Below are 25,799 nucleotides of genomic sequence, written 5' to 3'. Positions count from 1 at the left end.
ATAAGAATAATATCTTAAAGAATAAATGGTATATACATTGTAGTATGTATTAATTAACATAGACTATATATTTTAAAATATAATAAATATCTTGTCTAAATTAGTTCTGTCTATAAACTTTAATACCTTCAATATAAATACCCTACGTTATCTATTGTAGTAAATTATACTATAAAATATACATTATTATGAGAAATAAAAGCATAGCATACATTTGCATTTTAAGAACAAAATATAACCTTTAATAATTCAGAAAGTTTAGCTAAAATTTACGATTATTTATATTGCATAAATAATCGCGTGTATTAGTATAATATAAAACTTATAATATTGCAAATGACTCTCAAGAAAATAAAAAAATAGGTGTATATTGAAGTACTAAGTTATATAATTTAAAACATAAGAAAAGAAATATCAAGTAGTAAAAAATTATTTTAGCATTAAAGAATAAGATACTTAGCTTTATGATTATAAACTCGTAAAATTATAAGTTGTATATTTGAGTCACGATGATGATGAGATTTCTACAAAATAAAATGCCTTATTTATTTTATGAGTATTAATAAATTAGTAATTATTCAGACCTCATTTATACTCACGATCACTATAGAAAAAGTGAAAATGATATTATGTAAGTAAATTTATAAAATTGCTCGAGTGAAACATAGGCATTGAAAAACGTATCTCTTCTTTTAAAGAAATCTACTAACGTATTTCGCTGAATAGCAATTAAGAATATTAACTTTTTACAAATATTTACATCGTTTCTAGAAAAATTATTTTTCATAACAAACTTTGTTTAAATGACTTGTATAATAGTTAAAAAATCTTATGCTGATATAAAATTCTTACAAATATTGTAGCATCATGAAAAACTATTTTATAACTATCTGACTAGAAATAAGTGACTCCTATCGGCGATAAAACCTCAAAATATTTTTGAGTCAATGGGATATTATTTCTGTTATTAGATACAAAATTTAGTTACTCAATCACTTAGTGGTGCTTAATTCGTTATCATCAGATTACTGTTTTTATAATTATAAAAACGCATTCCATTTTAAAACTTTATTAATTTCAATGTTTTGTGGATTATAAATCCTAACTATTAAATATTAATACTATTTTATAGTTAATCATATTAGTAACTTGCATCTCAAGAACTAATATCTTAGACAATTATTCATGATCAATATAATTTATAATATCCGTTATTTTTATCAAGATTAGATGGTGACTTTAATACACTATTAATTAACTACAGCTATGATTCTCACTGTAATAGTCTGTACTAATTTTCTTACACATTATTTATATCATAGAATCAAAATAGTATAACTCTCATTGAGAAAAGCATTTTTTAATAAACTTAGTTTCTTATTTCATAATATTAAAACATTAAACAATGATCATAAAACTTTTTAACAAAGCGATTGAAGAACATTTACTCACACCACTCGATGTGCAATTTGCTTACAACATCACAAAATGTAAAAATCCAGCATTACTTTTAATCACTGCACTCTTGAGTGCAGAAACGATCTCTGGGCATGTTTGTTTAGCATTGTCAGACATTGTCCCAGACAAATTATTCTCTGGTCGTTCTTCTGAATTAGCAAAAGAATTTTGGTGTGCGATAGGAGCACTAGATGCTAAAGAAATATATTTAACTGTTAAAAATGCACAATCTGTAGCATTAGCCGGTGAAAATAAACTTTCACCTCTTGTATTGTCAGGAGACTTTTTGTATTTCCGACGTCTTTGGCAGGATGAGCAAAAAGTTTTTAAATATTTTTCATATCCTATTGAACAGAAGTATGATACGCAAGCTATAAAATTAATTTTAAATTCTCTCTTTCCAAAACACGATAAAGAAATTAATTGGCAAAAAATTGCTACTGCTATCGCTGTTACTAGTCAAATATCTATAATATTAGGTGGTCCAGGTACAGGAAAAACAACAACAGTTGCACAAATATTAATTATTTTAATTAAACTATCTATTAACAATAATAAAAATATTAAAATTGAATTAGCAGCACCTACAGGTAAGGCTACATCTCGCTTAACAGAATCTTTAGGAACTGCATTAAATCTTTTATCATTGACCCATCAAGAACGTCAAATGTTACCTAATAAAGCTAAAACATTACATAAATTACTTGGAGCTAAACCAGAAAGTCAACATTTTCATTATAATCGAGAAAACCTTATTGAAGCAGATATTTTAATTATTGATGAAGCCTCTATGATAGATTTATCAATGATGGCAAATCTTATTGAAGCTTTGCATGTCAATACAAGACTAATCTTTTTAGGTGATCAAAATCAGCTAGCTTCTATAGAGTCGGGTGCTGTTATTAAAGATATCTGTGAGTGTACGAGTATGGGATATAGTTTTCAACGTACTCAAGAACTTACCCAGCTAACAGGCTATTCACTTAATAAGTTTATAGCAAAGAAAGGACCGTTAATTAGAAATAGTATTTGTTTTTTACGTAAAAACTATCGTTTTTCGTCTTCTTCAGGTATTGGTCAGTTAGCTGTTTTAGTTAATAAAGGCAATGCAAAACTCGTAGAAAGGTTTTTGAAAAAAACATTCAGTGATATAAATAGTTATGTACAAAATGATGAACATAATTATTCTCAGATGCTATTAACAGCAACAGGATTGTATCATAATTATTTTTTGAAAATCAAAGAGAATAATTCACCTGAAGAAATTTTACGTGCATTTAACCATTACCGTTTACTTACTGCGTTAAGAGAAGGCCCTTATGGGATGATAGGACTGAATGAAAAATTAGAAAAATTACTTTGTAAACAAGGATTTATTTACTGTCCTTTTAATAGATGTAATAAATATTATGCGGGTAGGCCTATTATGATAAGCGGTAATGATAACGCACTTAGTTTATTTAATGGTGATATTGGAATTATTTTACCTGATAATGAAGGTGTACTTAAAGCATATTTTCAGTCTTCAGATGGTAAAATTAAGGATATTCAATTAAATCGTTTGCCTTTACACGAAACAGCTTATGTAATGACGGTACATAAATCACAAGGTTCAGAATTTACGCATGCCGCATTAGTTTTACCAAAATCATATTCCCCCATCATTACTCGTGAGCTTATATATACTGGAATCACAAGAGCAAAAAAAGAACTTTCTTTGTACTATAACTTAAAAATATTACGTCGAGCAATTGAAACACCAAGTAAACGACGTAGCGGATTAGTAATGCAACTAAACAGTTTAAACTGAGCTTGATCACGCTCTTAACATCAAATACCTAAATATTAATGTAAACTAAAAATTATAATAATATATATACAGAACAATACAACGATAAGAATAACGCTAAAATCGAGTATTAAACTAACAATACTTAATAATTTTAAGTATTTTACTACATATTATGTCTAAAGATGAAAATATTTTAGTATGTTTAGAACAATAAGTATTTCATTAGATACCAATAAAAAGTTTACGTATGTAGTGAAAAATAAAATATCAGACTTATTATTCAACTTATTTTGTGCAAAATACTGTCTAAAATTTTTATATTTAACTATGTATAATGAGGATCTTTTGACTCTATTGAATTCTCAAAAATTGTAACACAGTAATTTACTTAGTACTAAATAAATGATGTGCATAATAAAATAATATTAATACAATTGATGATAAACTTAATACAAAGAATTAATATATTATAGTTATCTATATTATTAAAATAAAACTAATTAAATTTCTATCATATTATTCTAAAGAACGTTATCTAGAAAATATTTATACAAGTACTACCTTTATAGAGTGGTAATGAATAAAGAAACTCATTTAATATAGAGAAAGATGGTGATCATTCAATTATTCATTTAGAACTCTTATTCTAAAAAAATTTTTTCTAATTTTATTTATTATTAGTTTCAGTAATTTCTATATAAATAATAGCAATAATAGTAGTTGTTAATATCATTTTTTCGAAATGTTTATTACTAAATTTTAATAATGAGTAATTATAATTTAGTGCCTAACATAAATACATCGTCAAACATTTTATTTTAGTTCTATAGTAAAAATAAACGATCTCATTTCATTCACATTACTATTGATAATCACTTAATGATTACCAATGCGGGCTAATAATTCAATAATTTATTAATCAAACAATAAATACCTGTAACTAAATATTTTTCATCATAGTAGTTACTTAATGACCAGTAGAGATTTATGAAATTTACTAAAATACTATATCAGATTATTTTTCCTAATTATTTGAGAAATGATACATTGAAATTTTAAGTTTTTAAATTTAACGTCTTGAGAATACCATCTGATATAATTTTTATACGAAAACATTTATTATTATTGAGATACCTCATTTAGCTTAAATTAATTTTTTAACTTACATCTTTTTAACATTTTTGAGAGAAATTAAAATACCGTAACTCTCGTAGGTATTAATAAATCAATAGTAATTGTTCTTCATCAATAAAATAAATCGATACAATAATTAACACACTCGTTAATAATGTATATAACATTCAAATAAATTTTACACTTATCGTTGCATCGATATCTTAAATATATAACTCAGTGATATTCAGGGTTTATGCCGTTGTTTAATACTCGATAATAATAGCTATCTTTAATCTATGGCGATTTATCTTCTTTAAAATAATTCTTATTTTACTAAACTTTAAAGAATTATTGTCTAACTACATCACGGTTGAGTTATCTCAACTTAATGATAGAGAAACAATATATATATTGTTGATCAGAAAAAAATAAAGATTACTCTCAATCTTAGACCCTTCTCGAAATAACCTAAGAAGTTTTATGTTATAATATTTCTCTATAATACTCTATATCCTAACTTCAATAATAGACATATTTTATGTTCATAATATATATGAATATTTTTAAGATAATCTAAAATTATTCTAGATTTTAATACACTCATGTAATTTAAAATAGAAAGATTCACAATAAAGAAGTATACTTAAGGTATATATTTAAACTTTACGTTTATAAAGGTTATCGAGGAGTTTATAGCCTATATATTATGTTAATTTAGAAGTGTTCAATAGGTTATTTTTTGATCTTTCTGAAAACTCCTACCCGCATTGATTCACTTAAAACCGAATAACCTTGCGTGGCTATAATACAGTTACTTACTAAAGTATTAATATTAATTTTAGCATGATGATCTCTTTTGTTTTAGTATTAACTAAGTTATTTAAAATGCTTTTATTTCTTACAAGATAATAGCATCGCTTTCTGTTCTGCAACATTATATAAACAATCTATCATTGTTTTTTCATATCATTCATGTTATATATAAAAATATAACATGTAAAAGGAATACTGAAAGTCAAAAAATAAAATCAATAGTAACTATTGCATTCCTTAGATTTTTTTTAAACATATATCAGTCATAGACTGAACTTTGAGTGCTAACAATCAATTAATAGAACTAAAATTTATTACCATCTCTTTAGTATCCTAAAAAACTTTTTATTTTATTAATAAGAAAATTTAATAAGCTAAATCAATAATTAATTAAATTAATCTGATTTAAAAATGTACAACCATATTTAGATAATGTTTATGTCTCAAATTAGAATACGTGTCAGAAAATAGAAACACATACTATGTGAGCACACTGAACGTAAAACTTATCTATTTAAAAATATTTTTTGTTTTACAACAAGCATAAATTTTTTTCAATCATTAAAATTTTCTTCACAATACTAGAAATTATTAACTATAATATAATTCTTAATAAGAAAATTATCTACAATATATTTTATTATTATATTTAAAAATATATATAATAGCGCTATTGTTATTCATTATAGCAATAACTTCACATTTCTAAATTCTAACAAACAGTAAATAAATAGATAGTATTCATGTAATTTTTTTTAGAAAAACGCTGAAAGTAATGAAAATATAGTTTAAAAATTTTATATAGAGATTCTTAATATAACTCACATCCTTATGTCATCTTAATGCACACAATATCAAACACAACAATACAAATCGCATACAATGATCATCTATATAAAAATTACTTCTATTAAATATAGTATTCTAAACCTTGACTTTATATATTTTCAGTAGCAGCGCTTACTTTTATGGATATCCAAGGTATTTTCTAGTTTAAAATAGATCTATAATCACGTTCATACATAAATATAATACTTTATCCAATAACAATGATATATTGAGATCATTTTAAATTATATATAATATTTACTAAATAAAATTATTGCAATGGAATAAGGAAATAAATTTTATATCTTATTATGCGTGTAAAGTTTTCAATTTAAAAAAACAATGTTATTAACTAAAAAATATTTATTAATATTAATCTGTAATGAAAGATAAATTATTTCAAATTTTTATATTAAATTATTAATTATTTTAATCGACCATGACACTGTTTGTATTTTTTATGAAATCCGCAAGGGCACGGATCATTACGACCTATTTTATTTTTTTGTTTTATAATTTTAGATTTTAGTTCAGAATTGAGTGATTTTTCAGGTGATTTATTAGTCCAATTTTGACTTTTTTTTAATTGTTTTACTTCTTTTTTACTACAGAGTGCTAAATCTTTCATTTCTTCTGGTAAACACACTTGCACTTTAAACAGTTTGCTTATTACTTCATACTTTAATGTTTCAAGCATATCAGAAAACATATGAAAAGATTCGCGTTTATACTCTTGTTTTGGATCTTTTTGTGCGTATCCACGTAAGTGGATACCTTGACGTAGATAATCCATAGATGCTAGGTGTTCTTTCCAAAGAGTATCTAATGTTTGAAGCATAGCAGCTTTTTCAAAATTGCGTATGATTTCAATGCCAAGCACATCTTCTTTTTGTTGATACACTTCAATTACTTTAGTACAAATACGCTCACGAAGTATATCTTCACATAATTGAGGTTCTTTTTGTAACCATTCTTTTATTGGTAGATATACATTAAAATCATGTATAAAATGTTTTTCTAGACCTTCAATATCCCACATTTCTTCTAAAGATTTTTGTGGAATATATACATTGATTGTTTTATTGAATACGTCTTCACAAATACTCTTAATAGTTTCTTGGATATCACCAGAATTTAGTAAATCATTACGCTGAGCATAAATAACACGGCGCTGATCATTAGCAACATCATCATACTCCAGAAGCTGTTTACGAATATCAAAATTACGATTTTCAACTTTACATTGTGCATTAGTAATTGCCTTCGTGACCCATGGATGTTCAATAACTTCCCCACGTTTCATCCCTAATTTACGCATAATACTAGTCATTCTATCCGACGCAAAAATACGCATTAACCCATCTTCCATTGAAAGATAAAAACGTGAAGAACCAGGATCTCCTTGACGACCTGCGCGACCGCGTAATTGGTTATCAATACGACGAGATTCATGACGCTCTGTACCAATAATATGTAAACCACCTGACGCTAATACCGCATCATGACGAATTTTCCACTGAGCTTTAATTTCATCAATATGTCTTTGAGTGGGTTTTTCTAAACGCGCAACATCTGACTGCCAACTACCACCTAGCATAATATCTGTACCACGACCAGCCATGTTAGTAGCAATAGTTACTGCACCGGGTTGACCTGCATTAGCAATGATATCAGCTTCCATAGCGTGGCTTTTCGCATTTAAAACATTATGTCCAATCTTTTCGTTTATTAATGCACTAGAAATTAACTCTGATTTTTCAATTGAAATTGTTCCCACTAAAACTGGCTGCCCATATGCTGTCCTGTTTCGAATATCTTGAATAATTGCATTAAATTTTTCTGCTTCATTTATATAAACTAAATCAGGCAAATCTTTACGTATCATAGGACGATTTGTTGGAATAACAATTGTATTTAACTTATAGATCGCACTAAATTCAAATGCTTCAGTGTCTGCAGTGCCAGTCATACCTGCTAGTTTTTGATATAAACGAAAATAATTTTGAAAGGTAATTGAAGCTAATGTTTGATTTTCATTTTGAATCTCAACGTATTCTTTCGCTTCAACTGCCTGATGCAAACCATCTGACCAACGACGCCCTTCCATTTTGCGGCCAGTATGCTCATCAACGATAATAACCTGACCATCTTTAACGATATAATCAACATCACGCGTAAATAATGTATATGCACGCAAACCCATCATAACATGATGCATAAGTATAATGTTCTTTTGACAATACAGAGATTCTCCCTGCTCCATTAACCCTTCTTTTATTAGAAGATCTTCCACTAAGATTAAACCACGCTCAGTAATTGTTACTTGACGTGATTTTTCATCAACAGAAAAATGACCTTCACCTTGAAAAATATCTGAATCATCTTTTTCTTGACGTTTTAATTTTGGAATCAATTTGTTAATTTTTTTATATAATACTGAGCTATCTTCAGATGGACCTGAAATAATTAGTGGTGTACGTGCTTCATCAATAAGAATAGAATCTACCTCATCAACTAAAGCATAATACAATTTACGCTGTACACGTTCTTCATGGCAAAATATCATGTTATCACGTAAATAATCAAATCCAAATTCATTATTTGTACCATAAGTCACATCAGCAGCATAAGCTGCACGTTTCATACTAGGAGTCATACCTGGTAAGTTGATTCCAACTGTAAATCCTAAAAATTCAAATAAAGGGCGATTATTTTCAGAATCACGTCTTGCTAAATAATCGTTTACAGTAACAATATGAACACCTTGACCTGTCAATCCGTTTAAGTAAGCAGGCAAAGTTGCAGTCAATGTTTTACCTTCACCTGTACGCATCTCAGCAATACAACGTTCATTCAAAACCATACCACCAATCATTTGAACATCAAAATGACGCATACTGAAAACGCGTTTACTAGCTTCACGAACAGTCGCAAAGGCTTCAGGAGTAATGCTTTCAAGACTTTCATTCTTGTTCAGACGATTTCGAAACTCTTGTGTTTTTGATTTTAGCTCATTGTCACTAAATTTTTCAAAATCAGTCTCAAGAGAATTAATTTTTTCAACTTTTTTACGCAGCTTACGAAGCGTATGATCATTACGACTACCAAAAATTTTGGTAAGTAGTTTTGTTAGCATCTTTATGTTTTCTCAGTTAATTAAAATAATTACTAAATAGTATAATTATTTATTATAGACGATATACTTTATATCAAAGACGAAAAAATAGTTATTCGCAGAAGATAAACAGTTATTAAAATAAAAAAATACTTTATACTTGAGAAAACTAAATCGTAAACTAATAAATATCAGTCATAAAAAAGACCAATATATCTATTAAGTGAAGTCACGTTTCATCTCATTGCATGCAAAACACTACTAACATCGCATATAAAGTATTTAATACAATTTTTTATAAAACAGTCAATTTTCTTGTTTATTCTGTTTCATTATATAATCATTTTCAATTGCAAAAATGCAAAGGTTAATTTCCTTATCACATTTTTAATATTAATATTGTTATGGATAATTAATAGAAAAAAGATTAATGAATAGCATTGAAGTTGTTGCTGAAAAAATAAAACATGAAACGTATTGATCACTTGATTTTTCCAATTAATAGAAAAAGAATTAAATTGGGTTTTACCTGTCTGACAGAGTATTATAATAGCAGACATACTAAAATTTGTGCCAGTACTTATAATAAAAGTGAAACAAGAAATATTGTGTACAAAATTTTTTTCAAAAGGTAAAGATGTTGATCAAATTCTTATGCTTTTCTTTGATACAGTATTTTGAAGTTATTACGATATAATACATAAATTACACTTTAGTATTTTCTTAACTCATGAAATGGAGATAAAAAAATGAGAGATAGTTATCCAAAATCACTGCTTTCTCTTCTCAAGAATTCTCTCGTAACTACCCATCACCCATTACAAATAATTCAACACAATGCTAAGATAATAAATAAATTAAATCTAATAGTAAAAAGCTTGTTACCTTCTGAAACAAAACTTATATGCCGCGTTGCACATTACCGTAATAGTATTTTAATAATCGAAGTTGTTAACGCGAGCTGGTTAATGCGATTAAATTATGAAAAATTCAATTTAATTTCTACACTACGTAAATCTATTCTACCATCTTTATTTTCAATCGATATCAGAATTAATCCTCTTCTCATGAAAAAAGCAGTTGAAAATAGTTCACTTAATAATCAAACAGTTCAATATGCAATACTTTTAAATAAACGAAAAATCAGTACGGATACAGCACAACATCTACTTCGCTTAGCACAAAACAGCTCAAAAAAATTAAAAGAAAGATTAGAAAGATTAGCTGCCTTGGCTGATAAGCCAGAGCATTTTTAAACACAACATATCTGATCATTATAAATCTATTTATGATTAATTAAATATGTACAAAATAATAAACTGTAATTAAATCTTACTACCTAAATAAAAACAAAATTTTATTCACTGTCTACATCTTTAAATAGAAAATAGAGATCTAGGAAAGATTTTTAACGAATTTTACCATTAAAGAATTTCATATGTAATAAATTGTTTATATCTAAGTATTATGCTGCTGATATTTATTACTATTGAAATTAATAATTATTTATTACTCTCAAAGTTGAATATCTATATCAATCTTATAAAAAGTGATTATCCTAGACTAGCATGCATTGAATCGGAGATTACTTTTTCTATCTTACGAATAATAGAAAACAATATTAATAATTTATTTTGATCCTCCAGGAAACGCACTTGAGTCATATCAATAATAAGCCACTTTTTAATACAAATTTTTTATAATATTATTCTTTTCGTTTACTTTATTACTACTTAATTTTATTAATTATTTAAAATTTTTCAGAACTTTTATCCTCTTTTTTAGAATTGTTACATTGAATTATTTCATGTGTTTTGTTTTAAAAATAAAAATTAGCATAGTAATATTCAGTGAGCAACACTATAATAAAGTAACTATTACCGATCTCAGTAAATAACGTAGATATGTTCAGAAAAAAGTAACTTTAGATGCGATATTTTATGCATAACTATGCTCTTTAAGACATACGTAACAATCACAAATACTCCAGAGTATATTTTACTCGAAATATCATACATTATTCTTTCACACTTTGAAAAGAAAAATAATTAAATTGTACTTCATTTTACTAGGATTAGTATTTAAAAATGATTGCTTAAGTTAATTTAAATAATAATTAAAAATGTATAACTATTTCATGATGATTAATGCATAAAAACTTCATTACATGAATCCAATTAGTCTTACTAACTACATTAAGAAAAAAAGTTTTTATCATCAAACAACAGATTACGGTAAGATTTTTAAGGATATTTTTCTATTGAAATGACAATATGTTGTATGTAAGAGGTAATATACCTTGACAACTTTTAGTCCGTACATAAAATACTTATAATATGTTTAAAATATGTTAGTATTCAATATTAATGAAGGTAAAGTATGTAAAAATACTAGTTATTATATATTAAAAGCAATCATTAAGAGAGTAAAATACAATACATTCTATATTTAGAATATAATATCTAAGAATTGAGATGTTACTGTACATTTTTTAGTCTAAAAATATCTAGAATATAAAAAATCAGTAAAAAAAATTTAAATACTTTTCTAAAATTTATCTTCATGATTACATGAAATAAATTATTAAATTTTAATATTGAAGATTGTGATTTTAAGTTATTGAGTTCCATTTTTATCTACATCTTAAATTACATGAACAATTTAATTGATAATGTATCAATATACTTTATTAATACAATCGTCAAGGATAAATTTTATGATTGTATTAAACAATAAATATTATGAATAAAATAATTTAAAAGACTGATAAAATAGCTATTTACTAACATACAACATATCTTAGTATTCAATAGAAAAATATTACACACTATATATAAGATATTTTAGAAAACTACTTAAATTTTTACATTAATTTATCTGCATTTCTTTTAGATATTTTTTGACCACACAATTATTATAACCATTATGATTCATAATAATTATAATATGAAATTTATTAACCACCATTAATACGTATAAAATTAATCTATATAGTTTTATATTAATTTTATTTGTGTAATAATATTATTAATTCATACTTCTACTCCAAGATTAATGCATTAACTTGTTTTTGTGAAATGAATGTTTAAATGAGATCATAAAAATCACTTTCTTTAATTATTCAAATGGTTATATATCTAGTACAACAGAAATCATGACAAAAAATATATAATTAAACGTTCAGAACATACTCATCAGCTTTCTATGACCATTATCATTATTTAACTATTATTATACTCAAGACAATTATACTTTTGCCGATACTGTTACTAAATTAGTGCGTAATTAAGATTACTAGAATTAGCATCAACATATCTGAAGTATTTTTTATTAATTATATAGAAAATACGATCGTTAAGCAATAATCATGAACCACAAACTATTTTTGAATTATAAATTACAATAACCTCTTGAATTTTAAAATTCATCTTGTTCACAATATTATTTTTAGCATAAAATATCTTATTAATTTCTTTCAATTCTATGAAATATAATGAAAATCTAAAATTTAAAAAAGACATATTACGCAATCTTTTATTTTTGAATGATGTTGATTTTTATTTCAACATGTAATGTATTTATTTTAATAACAATAGTATTAGATAAAGTAGATAATTGTTACTGATATGATCTAATTAATCATGAAAATACTGTTATTATATTCCTTTAATTAGCATATGCATATTGTTTAAATAAGTGAGTTAAGTATATTTAAATAAAAACGTTTCATGCTATTGCTCGCTGGTGTATAACTTCATTATAAATATACATATTTAAATTATTCTATTATAATTGAAATTAATTTTTATGAATCAACATTATAATAAATTTTTTATTTATTGATTAATCTATTAAATTGTTTTTTAGAAAATAGGATTCAATATATGAAATACATTGGAGCGCATGTCAGTGCTTCTGGAGGTGCTGATCAAGCCGTTATTCGTGCTTATAAAATTAATGCCACTGCTTTTTCATTATTTACAAAAAATCAACGTCAGTGGAATACTCCCCCTCTAACAAAAGATATAATTCAAAAATTTAAGACTAATTGTGCTAAATATGGCTATGGTAAACACCAAATTTTGCCTCATAACAGCTATTTAATTAACTTAGGCCACCCCGAAAGAAAATTATTAGAAAAATCACGAATAGGATTTATTGATGAAATGCAGCGTTGTGCACAACTTGGAATTAATTTACTGAATTTTCATCCTGGAAGTCATCTCAAAAAAATTACAATTAATAATTGTTTAGCTCGTATCTCTGAATCAATTAATATTGCATTAAATGAAACACAAAATGTGATTGCAGTTATTGAAAACACTGCAGGTCAAGGTTCTAATTTAGGTTTTCGTTTTGAACATTTAGCAAGCATAATTGAAGGAGTACATGATAAAAGCCGCGTAGGTGTTTGTATTGACACCTGTCACGCTTTTGCTGCTGGTTATGATCTGCGTACAAAAGAAAATTGTGAAAAAACCTTTAAAGAATTCTCTGATATTATTGGTTTTAAATATCTGAAAGGTATGCACTTAAATGACGCAAAAAGTCAGTTTGGTAGTTGTGTTGATAGACATCATAGCTTAGGTGAAGGTAATATTGGTTCTACACCTTTTATCTATATTATGCAAGATGTACGTTTTAATAATATCCCATTAATATTGGAAACAGTTAACCCAGACATCTGGCCAAAAGAAATTGCGTGGTTGAATTCTCATCAAAGTTACGATTTAAAATAATATATACACACACTGTAAATCAATTAACTTTATGTTAATTTGCAAGTTAAAAAACTTTAAAAATTGTAAAATATAAAACAATTTAAAATCAATTATTAAATAATTTTTTATTATCATGCTATATAATCATTTTCAGAATGCGAGATACATGTATATGTGAAACACACTACTTATCTCTTCGAGATCAGTACAATATTTTACATATAATTATGCTATTCACATTTCATATATGTACTGATATTCATAATCTCTAATAATTTTTTCATTCTTTATAACAATATAAAGTTATTATAATTAAAATATGTTCACTAGTCTTTTGTTTAGTTAGATACTTTTATTTTTAAATCAATACCAGATCAAATAATGTTACTTAACCAACGAATCTTTTATTTATTTTATATGATACAATAATGGCTAAATATTTACGATTCGATTTTTAAATATATTTTATAAAGATATTTAAATCATGATATTAACAAAAATCAGAAGATTATCTTTCAACTTTATTGAAAGTATTATTTTTATTGTTCATGCATGTCAATTATGAAACACCTATTAAATATTTTTTCCTGAAAAATAAAACAAATAAATAATTAAAAAACTAAAGTGGAATGCATCTAAATATCTTTCATAAATTTTTATATGTAACAGTATTTGTGAATAATAAAATATATGTTCGCTCAGTAAACACTTGAAGATTATATAAAGTATCAAAAGTATACTCTATTTTCGAATACTCTGTATTACATTTAGTATAATATATCTAAAATAGAATACATATCTTTGTTATCAGCAACATTTTACTAACAAAAGTTAACATATGGCAGTGTTTTTATGAAAACTTAAAACTACTACGGCGCTGTGTCTATTTAATACTCGTTCTAGACATCTGGGATCTATTTATATGAAATTATCCTTTTGAATTTTTGAATAGCTATATAAAAGTATGATTTTAAAAAATTACTCAGGAGTAAATGTTACTACATACTGATTTTAAATATATATTAGTATGTAAATATCTTAAGCCACTGAGTAGTCATTAGCTCATTCATAACAAAACTTTAGCTGATTCCAATACTTCTCAACTAATATTCATGCTGTAGAACTTTATGCTGTCAATAAAATATATAAAAATTATGTTTAAAAAAATCGAAATACATTTTAAAAATAAAGCTAAATATAATGAGAAAGATTAAAAATAAATATACAACTTACTAAATAATTTTAGTGGATTCATTAATTCAAATGAATCATTTTAAAGAAACGCTATATGTTAAATAAAAATAATATATTCAGATTTAGGTTTCTTTTTTAGAATTATATAATAATTAATATGAATACTGATGTTAAGTAGGCATACAGGTTATTTGATTGAAATGTGTCTAAAATACAATATGACAATATCTAACTATAACATTCATAAAAAATGAATTTCAAAACCTTATATTAATATCTCCAACTGAGTTTCTAAAAGATTATATTTAGTTAATCACAATATTATTAATCTTTAGATTATATCAGAAACGAGAAAATATGCTATAATTAATTATCAATTTTAGAAAAGTATATTATATTATCTATATAATTATTATGCTAATTTGTCGTATTAAAATTACTTTATTTTTCATTCAATAATCATAGTATAGATAAAATCATGATTATATTTTTTTGATAGTATAAAAAAAATTAACGAACTATGTGAAATGCACAGTAGCTGAATTGTTTTAAAATATCATTTAATATATTTTATCGATAAAGCTTACTGTAGAAATAGAATTATATTAAACTTTATAATATGTATTATCTCTGATACAAGCAATATCTTCAACAACTATTGTATTAAAAAATTCTAGACATCTCATTAGTCAATATTTTGATATCTGTATAATATGACTATAACAGTTAAATATATGAATATTTTTAATAATATTGAGAATATTTTATCAAAATATTGATATTCAAAAAAAAGAAATGTAAAACTTATAGCTTGATCGAATAGCGCAGTAAAAAGACAACCATCTTTTTTAACACTGCTTCTAGAAGGTATTTGACTAACTACTTTTTACATTAAGTTAAACATCATAACAAAATTGAAATGTTTTTGAATAGATACAATTTAGTTTTAATTTTTAACTTAGCATAACAGTAAAATTATCACTCTCACTAAACTAAAAGTATATCTCTAGTATATAAAGCTATTACTTATGCGAAGAATGAATTCATAACATATCAACATTAATAGTACACTGCGTTTGTACAGTTTCTTATAAAAATAAATAGAAACGTATATCAATCAATTACATAAAACTTTTTTTAACTAAGATGAATAAACATTATCAAAAAATACGCTCAAACATTTTTTATTTCTTTACAGATTATTCCACAACTTCTATTTAAAAAAATAATTGATAATGATTTCTACTGAATGTTTACTTATTTTTTCGTTTGCAGAAAGAGTAAAACACACGAAAATTTTTAACATTTATAATCTTGATAAAATTAAAACAATAATACTGTCTTAATTTCTAAAATCATAATTCATATTATATTACTTACGTTTCTTTATTATGCATAATATAATATTATCTTTTTAAAGTCATAATTCTAAAAACTGACTAGTATTGGTAATAATAATTCTCATAATTCTAGCTTGAGTAATAATCAAATTAGCTTCTAACGTCAGATTGACTTTATCTATAATGTTCTGAATCTCTTTTTTACATTAAAACATTCAATAAATTATTTCCTTAATACAAGTTACACTTCATCATTATCTTAATAACATACACATCAGTAAATTCTTATAATTATTGATCAGTTACAAACATTCATAAAAATTCTATTTAATGATACACTTCAAAAATTAAGAATCTGCTAATAAGAAAGAGATAACTTACAGTAAATTTTAATATGAATATGTGATATTATATTTTTCATGTAATAACTTTAACTAACATTCTCATTAAGAAATATGTTTTTTATTAAAGTGCATCATCACTGACATGATTTGTAACGATACAGGTAATAAAATAGCATTTTTAAAAAATATTGTATTATAAAGGCCTTTTAATACTCACTAATATATTTAATATGAAGTTATAATATCTTAGGTGTATTAAATATAAATTTCTCACGAACAATATTAACGTAGAATGCATTATGTTAGCCAACACCTATCGCACACGATCTATGTTATTATCTTCTACAATTCTCCTTATCAATTTTCTGTTATCGTATGAATTTTCAACTATTAAGAAAAAATATATAATTTTGAAAATATTTTTAACTATGCATTACTGTGAAAATATTCTATTTATGAAATATATAAAATAATTATGCTTAAAAAAATTTTCACTAAGCTCTATAATATAATTATTAATTACAGCTATTATATAGTGTATATATTACTAATATACTTTTAATTTTGAGTGCTATACACTGTTTTAAGTATTGCATAATTTTACTACTTTCCCCTAATTTAATCTTTAAAAAATACAAATTAAAGTCACAGTAAATATTTTAGAGATAAAAATTGCAGAATTTCAAATATTATCACATACTAAATATTAGTGATGAATTTTTTCTAAAGTATTAAAATCAGTAAAAACTGATTAAAATCTACTGCTATAGCGCTATTATGATTAATCATCAATGTTAATAAAAAACAAGATAACTTATTTAATATATGAGAGCATATAAACGTCTAAAAGAGAATTTTATAAAAAAATCCACAAAAACTTTCAAAAAAACTTACATTGATACTGACGAAATTTAGCTAAACTTTTACTAAATAAACAAAAAGAAATAACCACAACAATGGTTGATACAATGCTATCAATCTAGATATAAATATATTTACATAATTCATGGAATAAAAATGACAGATCTCAATCACGCTGAGATTATTATCGCATCATTTATTTCAATTCTTCTAACCACAGTTTTATACTTTTACTGTTAACCTACATATGTTATTGATAATGCTCATAATGTTTTGTGATTTTTTCTAGGATTTCAATAGTACTTTAAAAGAATTTTCATTCATAACTCATTCATTTCATAATATACGCTAAAATTTATAAAAATATAATATAATTACTAATTATTATCTAAGAAAATCAACTAATATAGTTAGATATTGTACTTTTTCAAGTATTGAGATTAACAATAATACAAGCCTATCAAAGGATATTATTAACTTTAAAGATAATAAAGATAGTAAAAATCTTAAAAAAAACCATCTAAGATAAGGAGTGATCAGTAAAACGTTTGCTACAATATCAGTATGTTGATAATCATTCTAATTATCAGTTATAAATTCAACTTACATCAAAAAATTAATTTAATATCATTATACAATACATGCACAGGTGCTACAATGTAGGATTACAAATCAATAGAACTAAATTATTCATATTATTTATAGAGATGATTTAATTGATAATATCTCTAGTACTTATAATTAGTGATTTTTGATATACATTATTATTTTTATTTTTTAATAAGATATTATTCACTAGAAATAACTTATTTTAGCATTATCATTTCCATTCTTATAAATATAGTAAGCATAATACCTCACACAAAAGGTATTTTTGTTTTAATACTGTAAGAAATAGAGTATCAGATGGTTAAATATTTAATTCTTAAGCTAATATTTTATTTTTTAAATCAAGGTACTCAAAAAAATTATTTTCAAAACACTGAATCTAGCAATTTCTTAAAAGTAAAATAGACTAACAGTCTGGATCTAAATATATATAGATTTATTAAATATAATTAAAACGATAATGCATTATTATCAATGCTTTTACTAAAAGAACAACAATAATAATACAAAACTAAAAAGATAGACCTCATATAAGATAGTAATTTTTATAATTTAAAAATGTATATTTCATCACTCACTGCAATAAAAATGATTTGATTAACTGAACTTAAAACAAAAAATGAAATATATGGTGGATAGGAAAGTAAAAAAAGTTATTTTACCTGTATATGACACTTATTGAATATTCGCTAAACAGGTTGTTTCCATGAATATAAATAGTGTTGATATTTTATTTTCACTAAAAGAAACAGAAATCGTAGATTTCCTACAAACACAATAAGCGTACTAACGTCATTAACCGGTAATCAATCTAGATTATGTCACAATGCAAAATTTTTTGAACAAGATAACAATATACTGTAAATATTAAATGTTAATTCAATAGTGTATTGCTCTAATTCAGTATAACTATGTTAAAATATCTCTTAGAAAACCTTAAGTAAAATTTTTTATGAACTTAAATTGATTGTCCCAACTTTATTAACTATATTAACTGAGTTCGTTAAACTAATAATTATGTTTAATACGTTGAGGAATAATTTTTCACTGATTAAAATATCGTTAAAGAGTAGGGATTTTATAATCGTTTGATAACAAAAATAAACAATTTTCTTTAAGAAGATAATAGAAATTCAGTAATATTTCTTTACTCATTACGCGATAACTGCTAATCTTTGTTATTCTTAAGAATGGAAGTTAATACCAATCTTTAAAAACTGCGTCTCTTTAATTAAATAATAACTCTCACATATAACTATTTAATGCAAAGTAACATATCATTTAATAGTTACTTAAGTAATATGAACAAAAACATAAACTAGAACTGAGTAGTGAATCTCGAAAAGAAATAATCATGCACTTATGTTGATAATATATGATAATATTTTCAGTTAAAATAGCAATAAAACCTATTTCTATTAGCTTTCTTGAAAATACTTTAGGTTTATACCTTAGATTTTTTAGATTAACTAGTAACTATAGCAACGTTTATCTGTACCAGCACGAACTTTCTGAATAAAAAAAACAGAAAATGCATGTTATTTTAGTTTTGTTTTATATATGATTGTAAGTATTATCTTTCACTTAAGTTAAATGATAGATTATTAAAATCTATCAAAGAATTTTTAAACATAAAAATGTTCAATACACCAAAACAAGTAAACATTATTTATATGTTGTATTAATTTATAATTGTCTTAATAAATTTATTAACGACTTTTAACTGAGAAGATAATGAATTAATGTATTATTATAACACAAATATTATATATATCTTTGTAAAATAATAGAAAAAATAACTTTTACATTGAATTATACTTTATAAGTTATTTAAAAGGTATTACAAATACCCGTCAAAATAACAGTATTTTAAGTTTTTATATACTCTTTCTTTCTTATCTATATTCATAAATTTTTATGCATGAAAATTTAAATAATATTTTATTATTTTATGATTTCAGGTGAATTAAATTTATAGAAAAGTATTTTTTTCTTTCTATATATTGTATTTTAGTGATGCGATATCATTAAATTTTTAATACATATCAAGATATTAAAAATAACTCTATAAAATAAAAATCGCCTCATAGTCATGTTGCTTTAATTAAAAAAAAATTTTATAAAAATTTATACGGGAACTATTAATTCAGTATTCTTACATACGAGTAGCATTTCGTTAATAATTAATACAATAAGTAGTTTTTATCTATGAAATTACCAACAGTGTTTGTTTCCTAGCACAGTATTTGTTTATTTTAGTCATATTAATTTATAAAATTTTAATTCACTATATTAGCTTATTGCTAAGTGTACATTTATTCAGCAGTGCTTAAAATTAATTATCACTACGGCAATTTCGCACATCAATTGTATTATAAATGATATTAGTAGAATATAGAGATGATAAATATTAAAAAATAAGATAATATCTCATGTAATAGTTATTTTATTACATCAAGAATTTCCTTAATATACAAATTTAAAAAATGCATTTGCTATAAAAGTAAAAAGAAATATAACGAATTTTCTAACAAAACTAATATACTATTATTATATACTGTGCAATTATTTGTAATAATTATAAGAATATTATATCGATAAAAAATTTATCTATTTTTATGATAACAAATGACAAATTAACAACATAGGGTTATGTTATTAATTTATTAACCTATCTCAAAATAAATAACACGATAAGAAAATATTCATATTTTACTCCTAATAGACCTAGGTTAAATTCATTAAAAATATAAAAACTATATAAGGATTCAAACTTAAGACTTGTGAAGTATATTACACATTTAATAAAACGTATTATCTAATAGATAAAATGTATTAATGTTTAGTTCCAGTATAGAATACAGATCCATTAATATAATTGAGGACAAAAGAGTACGTAAATGTTATTCTGACGAATCGGGTTATATTTACATATATGAGTTATTGCTGTGCATTAGTATATTAATAGTATCTACAATGGTAATTCATTAAAATTTATTTGTCTAATCCTCATGATAAAATCTTGACATTTTAGTCATCTCTCTAAGGTAAAGCTGTTCAAATGATTTTTATTTTGTTGTTAATAGTTAAAATTGCTCTCAAAGTCTGCAATCATCCATCTCTTATATACCTAAAAATATTTAATTTTAATCTAGGTATCAAGTGAAGATTTATATTATAAACACAAAATAAACTATCTGATTCAATATTTTAAAAATGTAGTAACAATTTGAAGTATAAAATGGCATGTATCAATTAAATCAAAATATAAGAGTACGGAATCAGATCTATGGATATTCGTAAAATTAAAAAACTAATCAAATTAGTTGAAGAGTCTAGTATTTCTGAACTAAAAATTTCTGAAGGTGAAAACTCTGTATGCATTAGTCGTATTGTATCTATTTCTCCACTCATACCACCTGCTCAACAATTTTCTTCTACACCTCTTGCAGAAGAAAAAACTACATTAGCAAGTACCGTAACACAAATAAAAGATACACAAGTATCTGAACAAACTATAATATCTGGTCATGCGGTACGTTCTCCAATAGTTGGAACTTTTTATAGCGCCCCAAGTCCAGAAGCGAAATCTTTTGTTGAAGTAGGTCAAACTGTTAGTATAGGTGATCCTCTTTGCTTTGTTGAAGCAATGAAAATGATGAATCAAATTGAAGCAGATAAATCAGGTGTTGTTAAGGCTATTTTGTTAGAAAACGGCGATACAGTAGAATTTAACGAGCCATTGCTTGTTATCGAATAATGAGGATTCCATGCTAAATAAGATTGTCATTGCTAACCGTGGAGAAATTGCACTGCGTATTCTTCGTGCCTGTAAAGAATTAGGTATTAAAACTGTTGCTGTTTATTCTACAGCAGATAGTGATTTAAAGCATGTTTTACTGTCGGATGAAACTATTTGTATAGGCCCGGCTATATCTGCAAAAAGCTACTTAAATATTCCTGCAATTATCTCCGCAGCAGAAATATCAGGTGCTCAAGCTATTCATCCAGGCTATGGGTTTTTATCTGAAGATGCCGATTTTGCAGAACAAGTAGAACGTTCAGGTTTTATTTTCATTGGACCAAAATCTGAAACTATCCGTCTAATGGGCGATAAAGTTTCGGGTATTGCAGCTATGAAAAATTTTAACGTACCCTGTGTACCAGGCTCTAATGCACCACTCAGTAATGACGGAGAAAAAAATAAAACTATCGCGAAACTCATTGGTTATCCTGTGATTATTAAAGCATCCAGCGGTGGTGGTGGTCGTGGTATGCGCGTTGTACATAACGAAAAAGATTTAGAATCGTCAATTCATTTGACTCGTACAGAAGCGAAAACTGCTTTTAATAAAGAAATAGTTTATATGGAAAAATATCTTGAAAATCCACGTCACGTTGAAATTCAAGTGATGGCTGATGGTCAAGGTAACGCTATCTATTTAGCGGAGCGTGATTGTTCAATGCAACGTCGTTATCAAAAAATTGTTGAAGAAGCGCCAGCACTAGGTATTACAGCTGAAGTTCGTCATAGTATTGGTAAGTGCTGTGCCAATGCATGTATTAAAATTGGCTATCGTGGTGCAGGTACCTTCGAATTTTTATATGAAAACGGAACATTTTACTTTATTGAGATGAACACCCGTATTCAAGTTGAGCATCCAGTCACTGAAATGATTACTGGTATTGATTTAATCAAAGAACAGCTCAATATTGCTTCTGGCTTACCTTTGTCAATTAAGCAAAAAGACGTAGTTATTCATGGTCATGCTATTGAGTGTCGTATAAATGCAGAAGATCCGAGTACTTGTTTACCAAGTCCAGGTAAAATCACTCGTTTTCATTCTCCAGGTGGTTTTGGTATTCGTTGGGAATCACATATCTATTCTGGTTATACAGTGCCTCCGTACTATGACTCGATGATTGGTAAACTTATCTCTTTTGGGGAGACTCGTCAAATTGCTATAGTACGTATGAAAAATGCACTGAATGAATTAATTATTGATGGCATCCAAACTAATATTGAACTTCAAAAGATGATCATAAATGATAAAAATTTTCAACAAGGTGAAACGCAAATTCACTATTTAGAAAAAATACTAGGTATTTAAGGGTTATGTTTTTACTCATTATTAATTACAAAATATAACTTGCAGGTTTTTTTTATGCGCTGAATACAGTTTTTAATGCAATTCTTAATTATTTTTTATATTTCTAAAAAATAAATACGTATATATAAATTTTTTTTAAGCATTCAATCATTACATGAAAATTGTGTTAATCAAATTTAAGCCCATATTCAGTATTCCAAGACGGAAATCGTTCAAATAATTATTCAGTACTCAGTTCAGTATTTTAAGTTATAAAATTGGCTCTCTTGATATTTTTCTCATTTATTAAAACATATTTTATTGTAAATCTTTAATGAAGAAAAATATCCAATTTAGAAAAAATATTAAATATCGTTAGTCGACCATTATTAATTTAAATAACTAATTTTATTTTTTAAAATAAACAGCGTGCAACATCATTTAAAAACACGTTTTTTATGAATGCTAATTGTTTATTTCAAGTAGCTATTAATGTAATGTAATTCAATTACAGATAAAATTTTATTACGGTAATTCTCATTCAGTTTCTATATTTAAATCTTCTATCATGAAATATTTGAATATTACTAACGACCTTCTTACGCTTAACGCTTCTTTTGGTTCAGTGTATATTAAGGTGAATAGATTTTTAAAATGCACGTCTTACTATTCTTCTTATGTGATAAATTTCAAGAAACGTAAATACTGTCATTGCAAGTAAATGAATCACAGTGACAATCATTTAAAGCATAGCTTACACAGCATGTGAAATATAATTTAATCACTGAAAATAATAATCGAATAAAATTTAAATTAAAAATGAAACAAGTCTACACACATGTCTAACATTACTTTATACTGCTCAACTATTTTATTTTAAAATTTTACTTGATTGCATTTATCTACAACAATCAACAATTTATTATCTCACTACACAATACTAACCGTGTATTATATATCATAACTTTAATTTAATCTCTCTGCACTGTTAGTATATTAACTAGACGATAGAAGGAAAATATATCTATAGCTTATCTCGTAGCATAGTGAAAAACATTTAGACAGACTAAGATATGAAAAACATATGTATTAATTACAGTCTACTTGCAGTGCTATTAGCATTATTCTATCAAGTTTTTATATTCTTTATGATACAAAATATATTATAGCATTATAATTTATGATACTAATCTTTTTTTCGAGATCATTACAACTCTCTTTCAAGGTATTCTCTTTATGTTAATACAGTTTATGATTAGAATAATCATAATTAAGTGCATTTAACATATCTCTTTAAAGAAACATCCAAGCGTTCAAGAAAAAAGTTTCAATCTTTGTATTGCAAGACTACAAATATTAAGTAAGATATTGTATCATTGTTCTAGTGAAAATTTTTTTAAACTTACTTACCTTGAGGAAAACATTTAAATTGAATACAATTAATAACTTAAAACTATGTTAATTTTAGAACTGTAATATCTGTCATTTAGTATTGAATTTTAACTTTAACAGACTGTTTTGTTGATTAAATTCTATTATAATAGTGCGGAGATTTTAGTTATTTCAGTATATTAAAAATACATAATGTTCTATTTGATCATAAATATTATCGCGATAGTATGATGTATAAAAAAATCATTTAAGTTAAAAGTGCGAATAGAATTAACTTTTAATACTTTAAGTCTATTAATAAATCATAGGCTTATTTATATTTATATCGCGTTTTAATCAAAACTTAAGGATGCTAAAATTTAGAAACGTACATAATGTACTTTATGTGTGTTGTAATAATTTAAAACTCTTTCTTAATCAAGAAAATACTAGAGTGAAACACATGAGGCTCTTAAAAGAAAAATATAATTTGATCATATAAAAATTTTAGAAAATAAAACAGACACTAAAAAGAAGAACTATATCAAAAACTCTTAAAAAATCAATAAGTAACATAAAAATTTACACATGTCAATAGAACTAAATACAAGTTAAATTACCGAGATTTATAAAATTTGTATTAATATATCATAAATGAAATCGTACAATTTTTTAAATTTTAATAAATTAGACAAAAGAAGCCAATCTATTAGCTTCTTATATTTTTACAATAAATATTAGCATTTACTGCACCGGCATAAATCAGTGCAATAAGATTATTACTGACTTCATTAAATCAGTCCATAAACTAGATTAAGAAAAATAGAAATATTAATGCAATTAATGAAAAACTGATAGTTTATAGATATTCATGGCTCGATAATATACAATCAATGTTTTTATGTCCAACTGATTTATTAATCATAAATCACTAGTATAATACTAATCTATATTTTTAAAATATTTCCTTTCTCTTCATCTTGTAATATACTAATTAAGGTTAAATAAATTCATTTTACATACAGTAATTTTAATACTCCTGATTATAACTAATATATCAGTTGTTTTTATAATTATAATATAGTATTTAGTATATGCATAAATTCATTAATTACTCATTCTATTCAAACGTTATCATAGTAATTTA

Annotated in this window: 6 protein-coding genes; 5 read left to right on the top strand and 1 reads right to left on the bottom strand. The window is 25.0% G+C overall.

Annotated elements, in window-relative coordinates; genetic code table 11:
* Positions 1–1,405 precede the first annotated feature (1,405 nt).
* On the top strand, positions 1,406–3,268 hold the full coding sequence (gene recD, locus GFV14_RS01800; protein ID WP_457914630.1) for an exodeoxyribonuclease V subunit alpha: 1,863 nt from the start codon (positions 1,406–1,408) through the stop codon (positions 3,266–3,268).
* Between the two features lie 3,163 nt (positions 3,269–6,431).
* On the opposite strand, the gene secA is transcribed toward recD, so the two are convergent.
* Positions 6,432–9,143: a preprotein translocase subunit SecA gene (secA, locus tag GFV14_RS01795; RefSeq protein WP_457914629.1), complete on the bottom strand. Its 2,712-nt coding sequence runs from the start codon at positions 9,141–9,143 to the stop codon at positions 6,432–6,434.
* 728 nt (positions 9,144–9,871) lie between these two features.
* Between secA and GFV14_RS01790 the strand changes: the two genes are divergently transcribed.
* The 4 genes from GFV14_RS01790 (at position 9,872) to accC (ending at position 23,302) form a co-directional block, all read left to right on the top strand.
* Entirely contained in the window at positions 9,872–10,378 is a 507-nt protein-coding gene (locus tag GFV14_RS01790; RefSeq protein ID WP_457914628.1) for a DUF721 domain-containing protein, read from the top strand.
* A 2,628-nt stretch (positions 10,379–13,006) separates the two neighbouring features.
* On the top strand, positions 13,007–13,861 hold the full coding sequence (nfo, locus tag GFV14_RS01785; RefSeq protein ID WP_457914627.1) for a deoxyribonuclease IV: 855 nt from the start codon (positions 13,007–13,009) through the stop codon (positions 13,859–13,861).
* Positions 13,862–21,480: 7,619 nt separating this feature from the next.
* On the top strand, positions 21,481–21,951 hold the full coding sequence (gene accB / locus GFV14_RS01780; RefSeq protein ID WP_457914626.1) for an acetyl-CoA carboxylase biotin carboxyl carrier protein: 471 nt from the start codon (positions 21,481–21,483) through the stop codon (positions 21,949–21,951).
* 10 nt (positions 21,952–21,961) lie between these two features.
* On the top strand, positions 21,962–23,302 hold the full coding sequence (accC, locus tag GFV14_RS01775) for an acetyl-CoA carboxylase biotin carboxylase subunit (protein ID WP_457914625.1): 1,341 nt from the start codon (positions 21,962–21,964) through the stop codon (positions 23,300–23,302).
* Positions 23,303–25,799: the final 2,497 nt, after the last annotated feature.

The sequence above is a fragment of the Candidatus Hartigia pinicola genome (assembly GCA_020541205.1).
Classification (GTDB): Bacteria; Pseudomonadota; Gammaproteobacteria; order Enterobacterales; family Enterobacteriaceae; genus Hartigia; species Hartigia pinicola.
The sequence above is the reverse complement of the archived record's forward strand: the minus strand, read 5'-3'. Positions and strand labels throughout refer to the sequence as shown.

What these genes read in the sequence shown, in the direction of transcription:
- secA (WP_457914629.1), bottom strand. Translation starts at nt 9,143, where the DNA reads ATGCTAACAAAACTACTTACCAAAATTTTTGGTAGTCGTAATGATCAT.
- nfo (WP_457914627.1), top strand. Translation starts at nt 13,007, where the DNA reads ATGAAATACATTGGAGCGCATGTCAGTGCTTCTGGAGGTGCTGATCAA.
- GFV14_RS01790 (WP_457914628.1), top strand. Translation starts at nt 9,872, where the DNA reads ATGAGAGATAGTTATCCAAAATCACTGCTTTCTCTTCTCAAGAATTCT.
- accB (WP_457914626.1), top strand. Translation starts at nt 21,481, where the DNA reads ATGGATATTCGTAAAATTAAAAAACTAATCAAATTAGTTGAAGAGTCT.
- accC (WP_457914625.1), top strand. Translation starts at nt 21,962, where the DNA reads ATGCTAAATAAGATTGTCATTGCTAACCGTGGAGAAATTGCACTGCGT.
- recD (WP_457914630.1), top strand. Translation starts at nt 1,406, where the DNA reads ATGATCATAAAACTTTTTAACAAAGCGATTGAAGAACATTTACTCACA.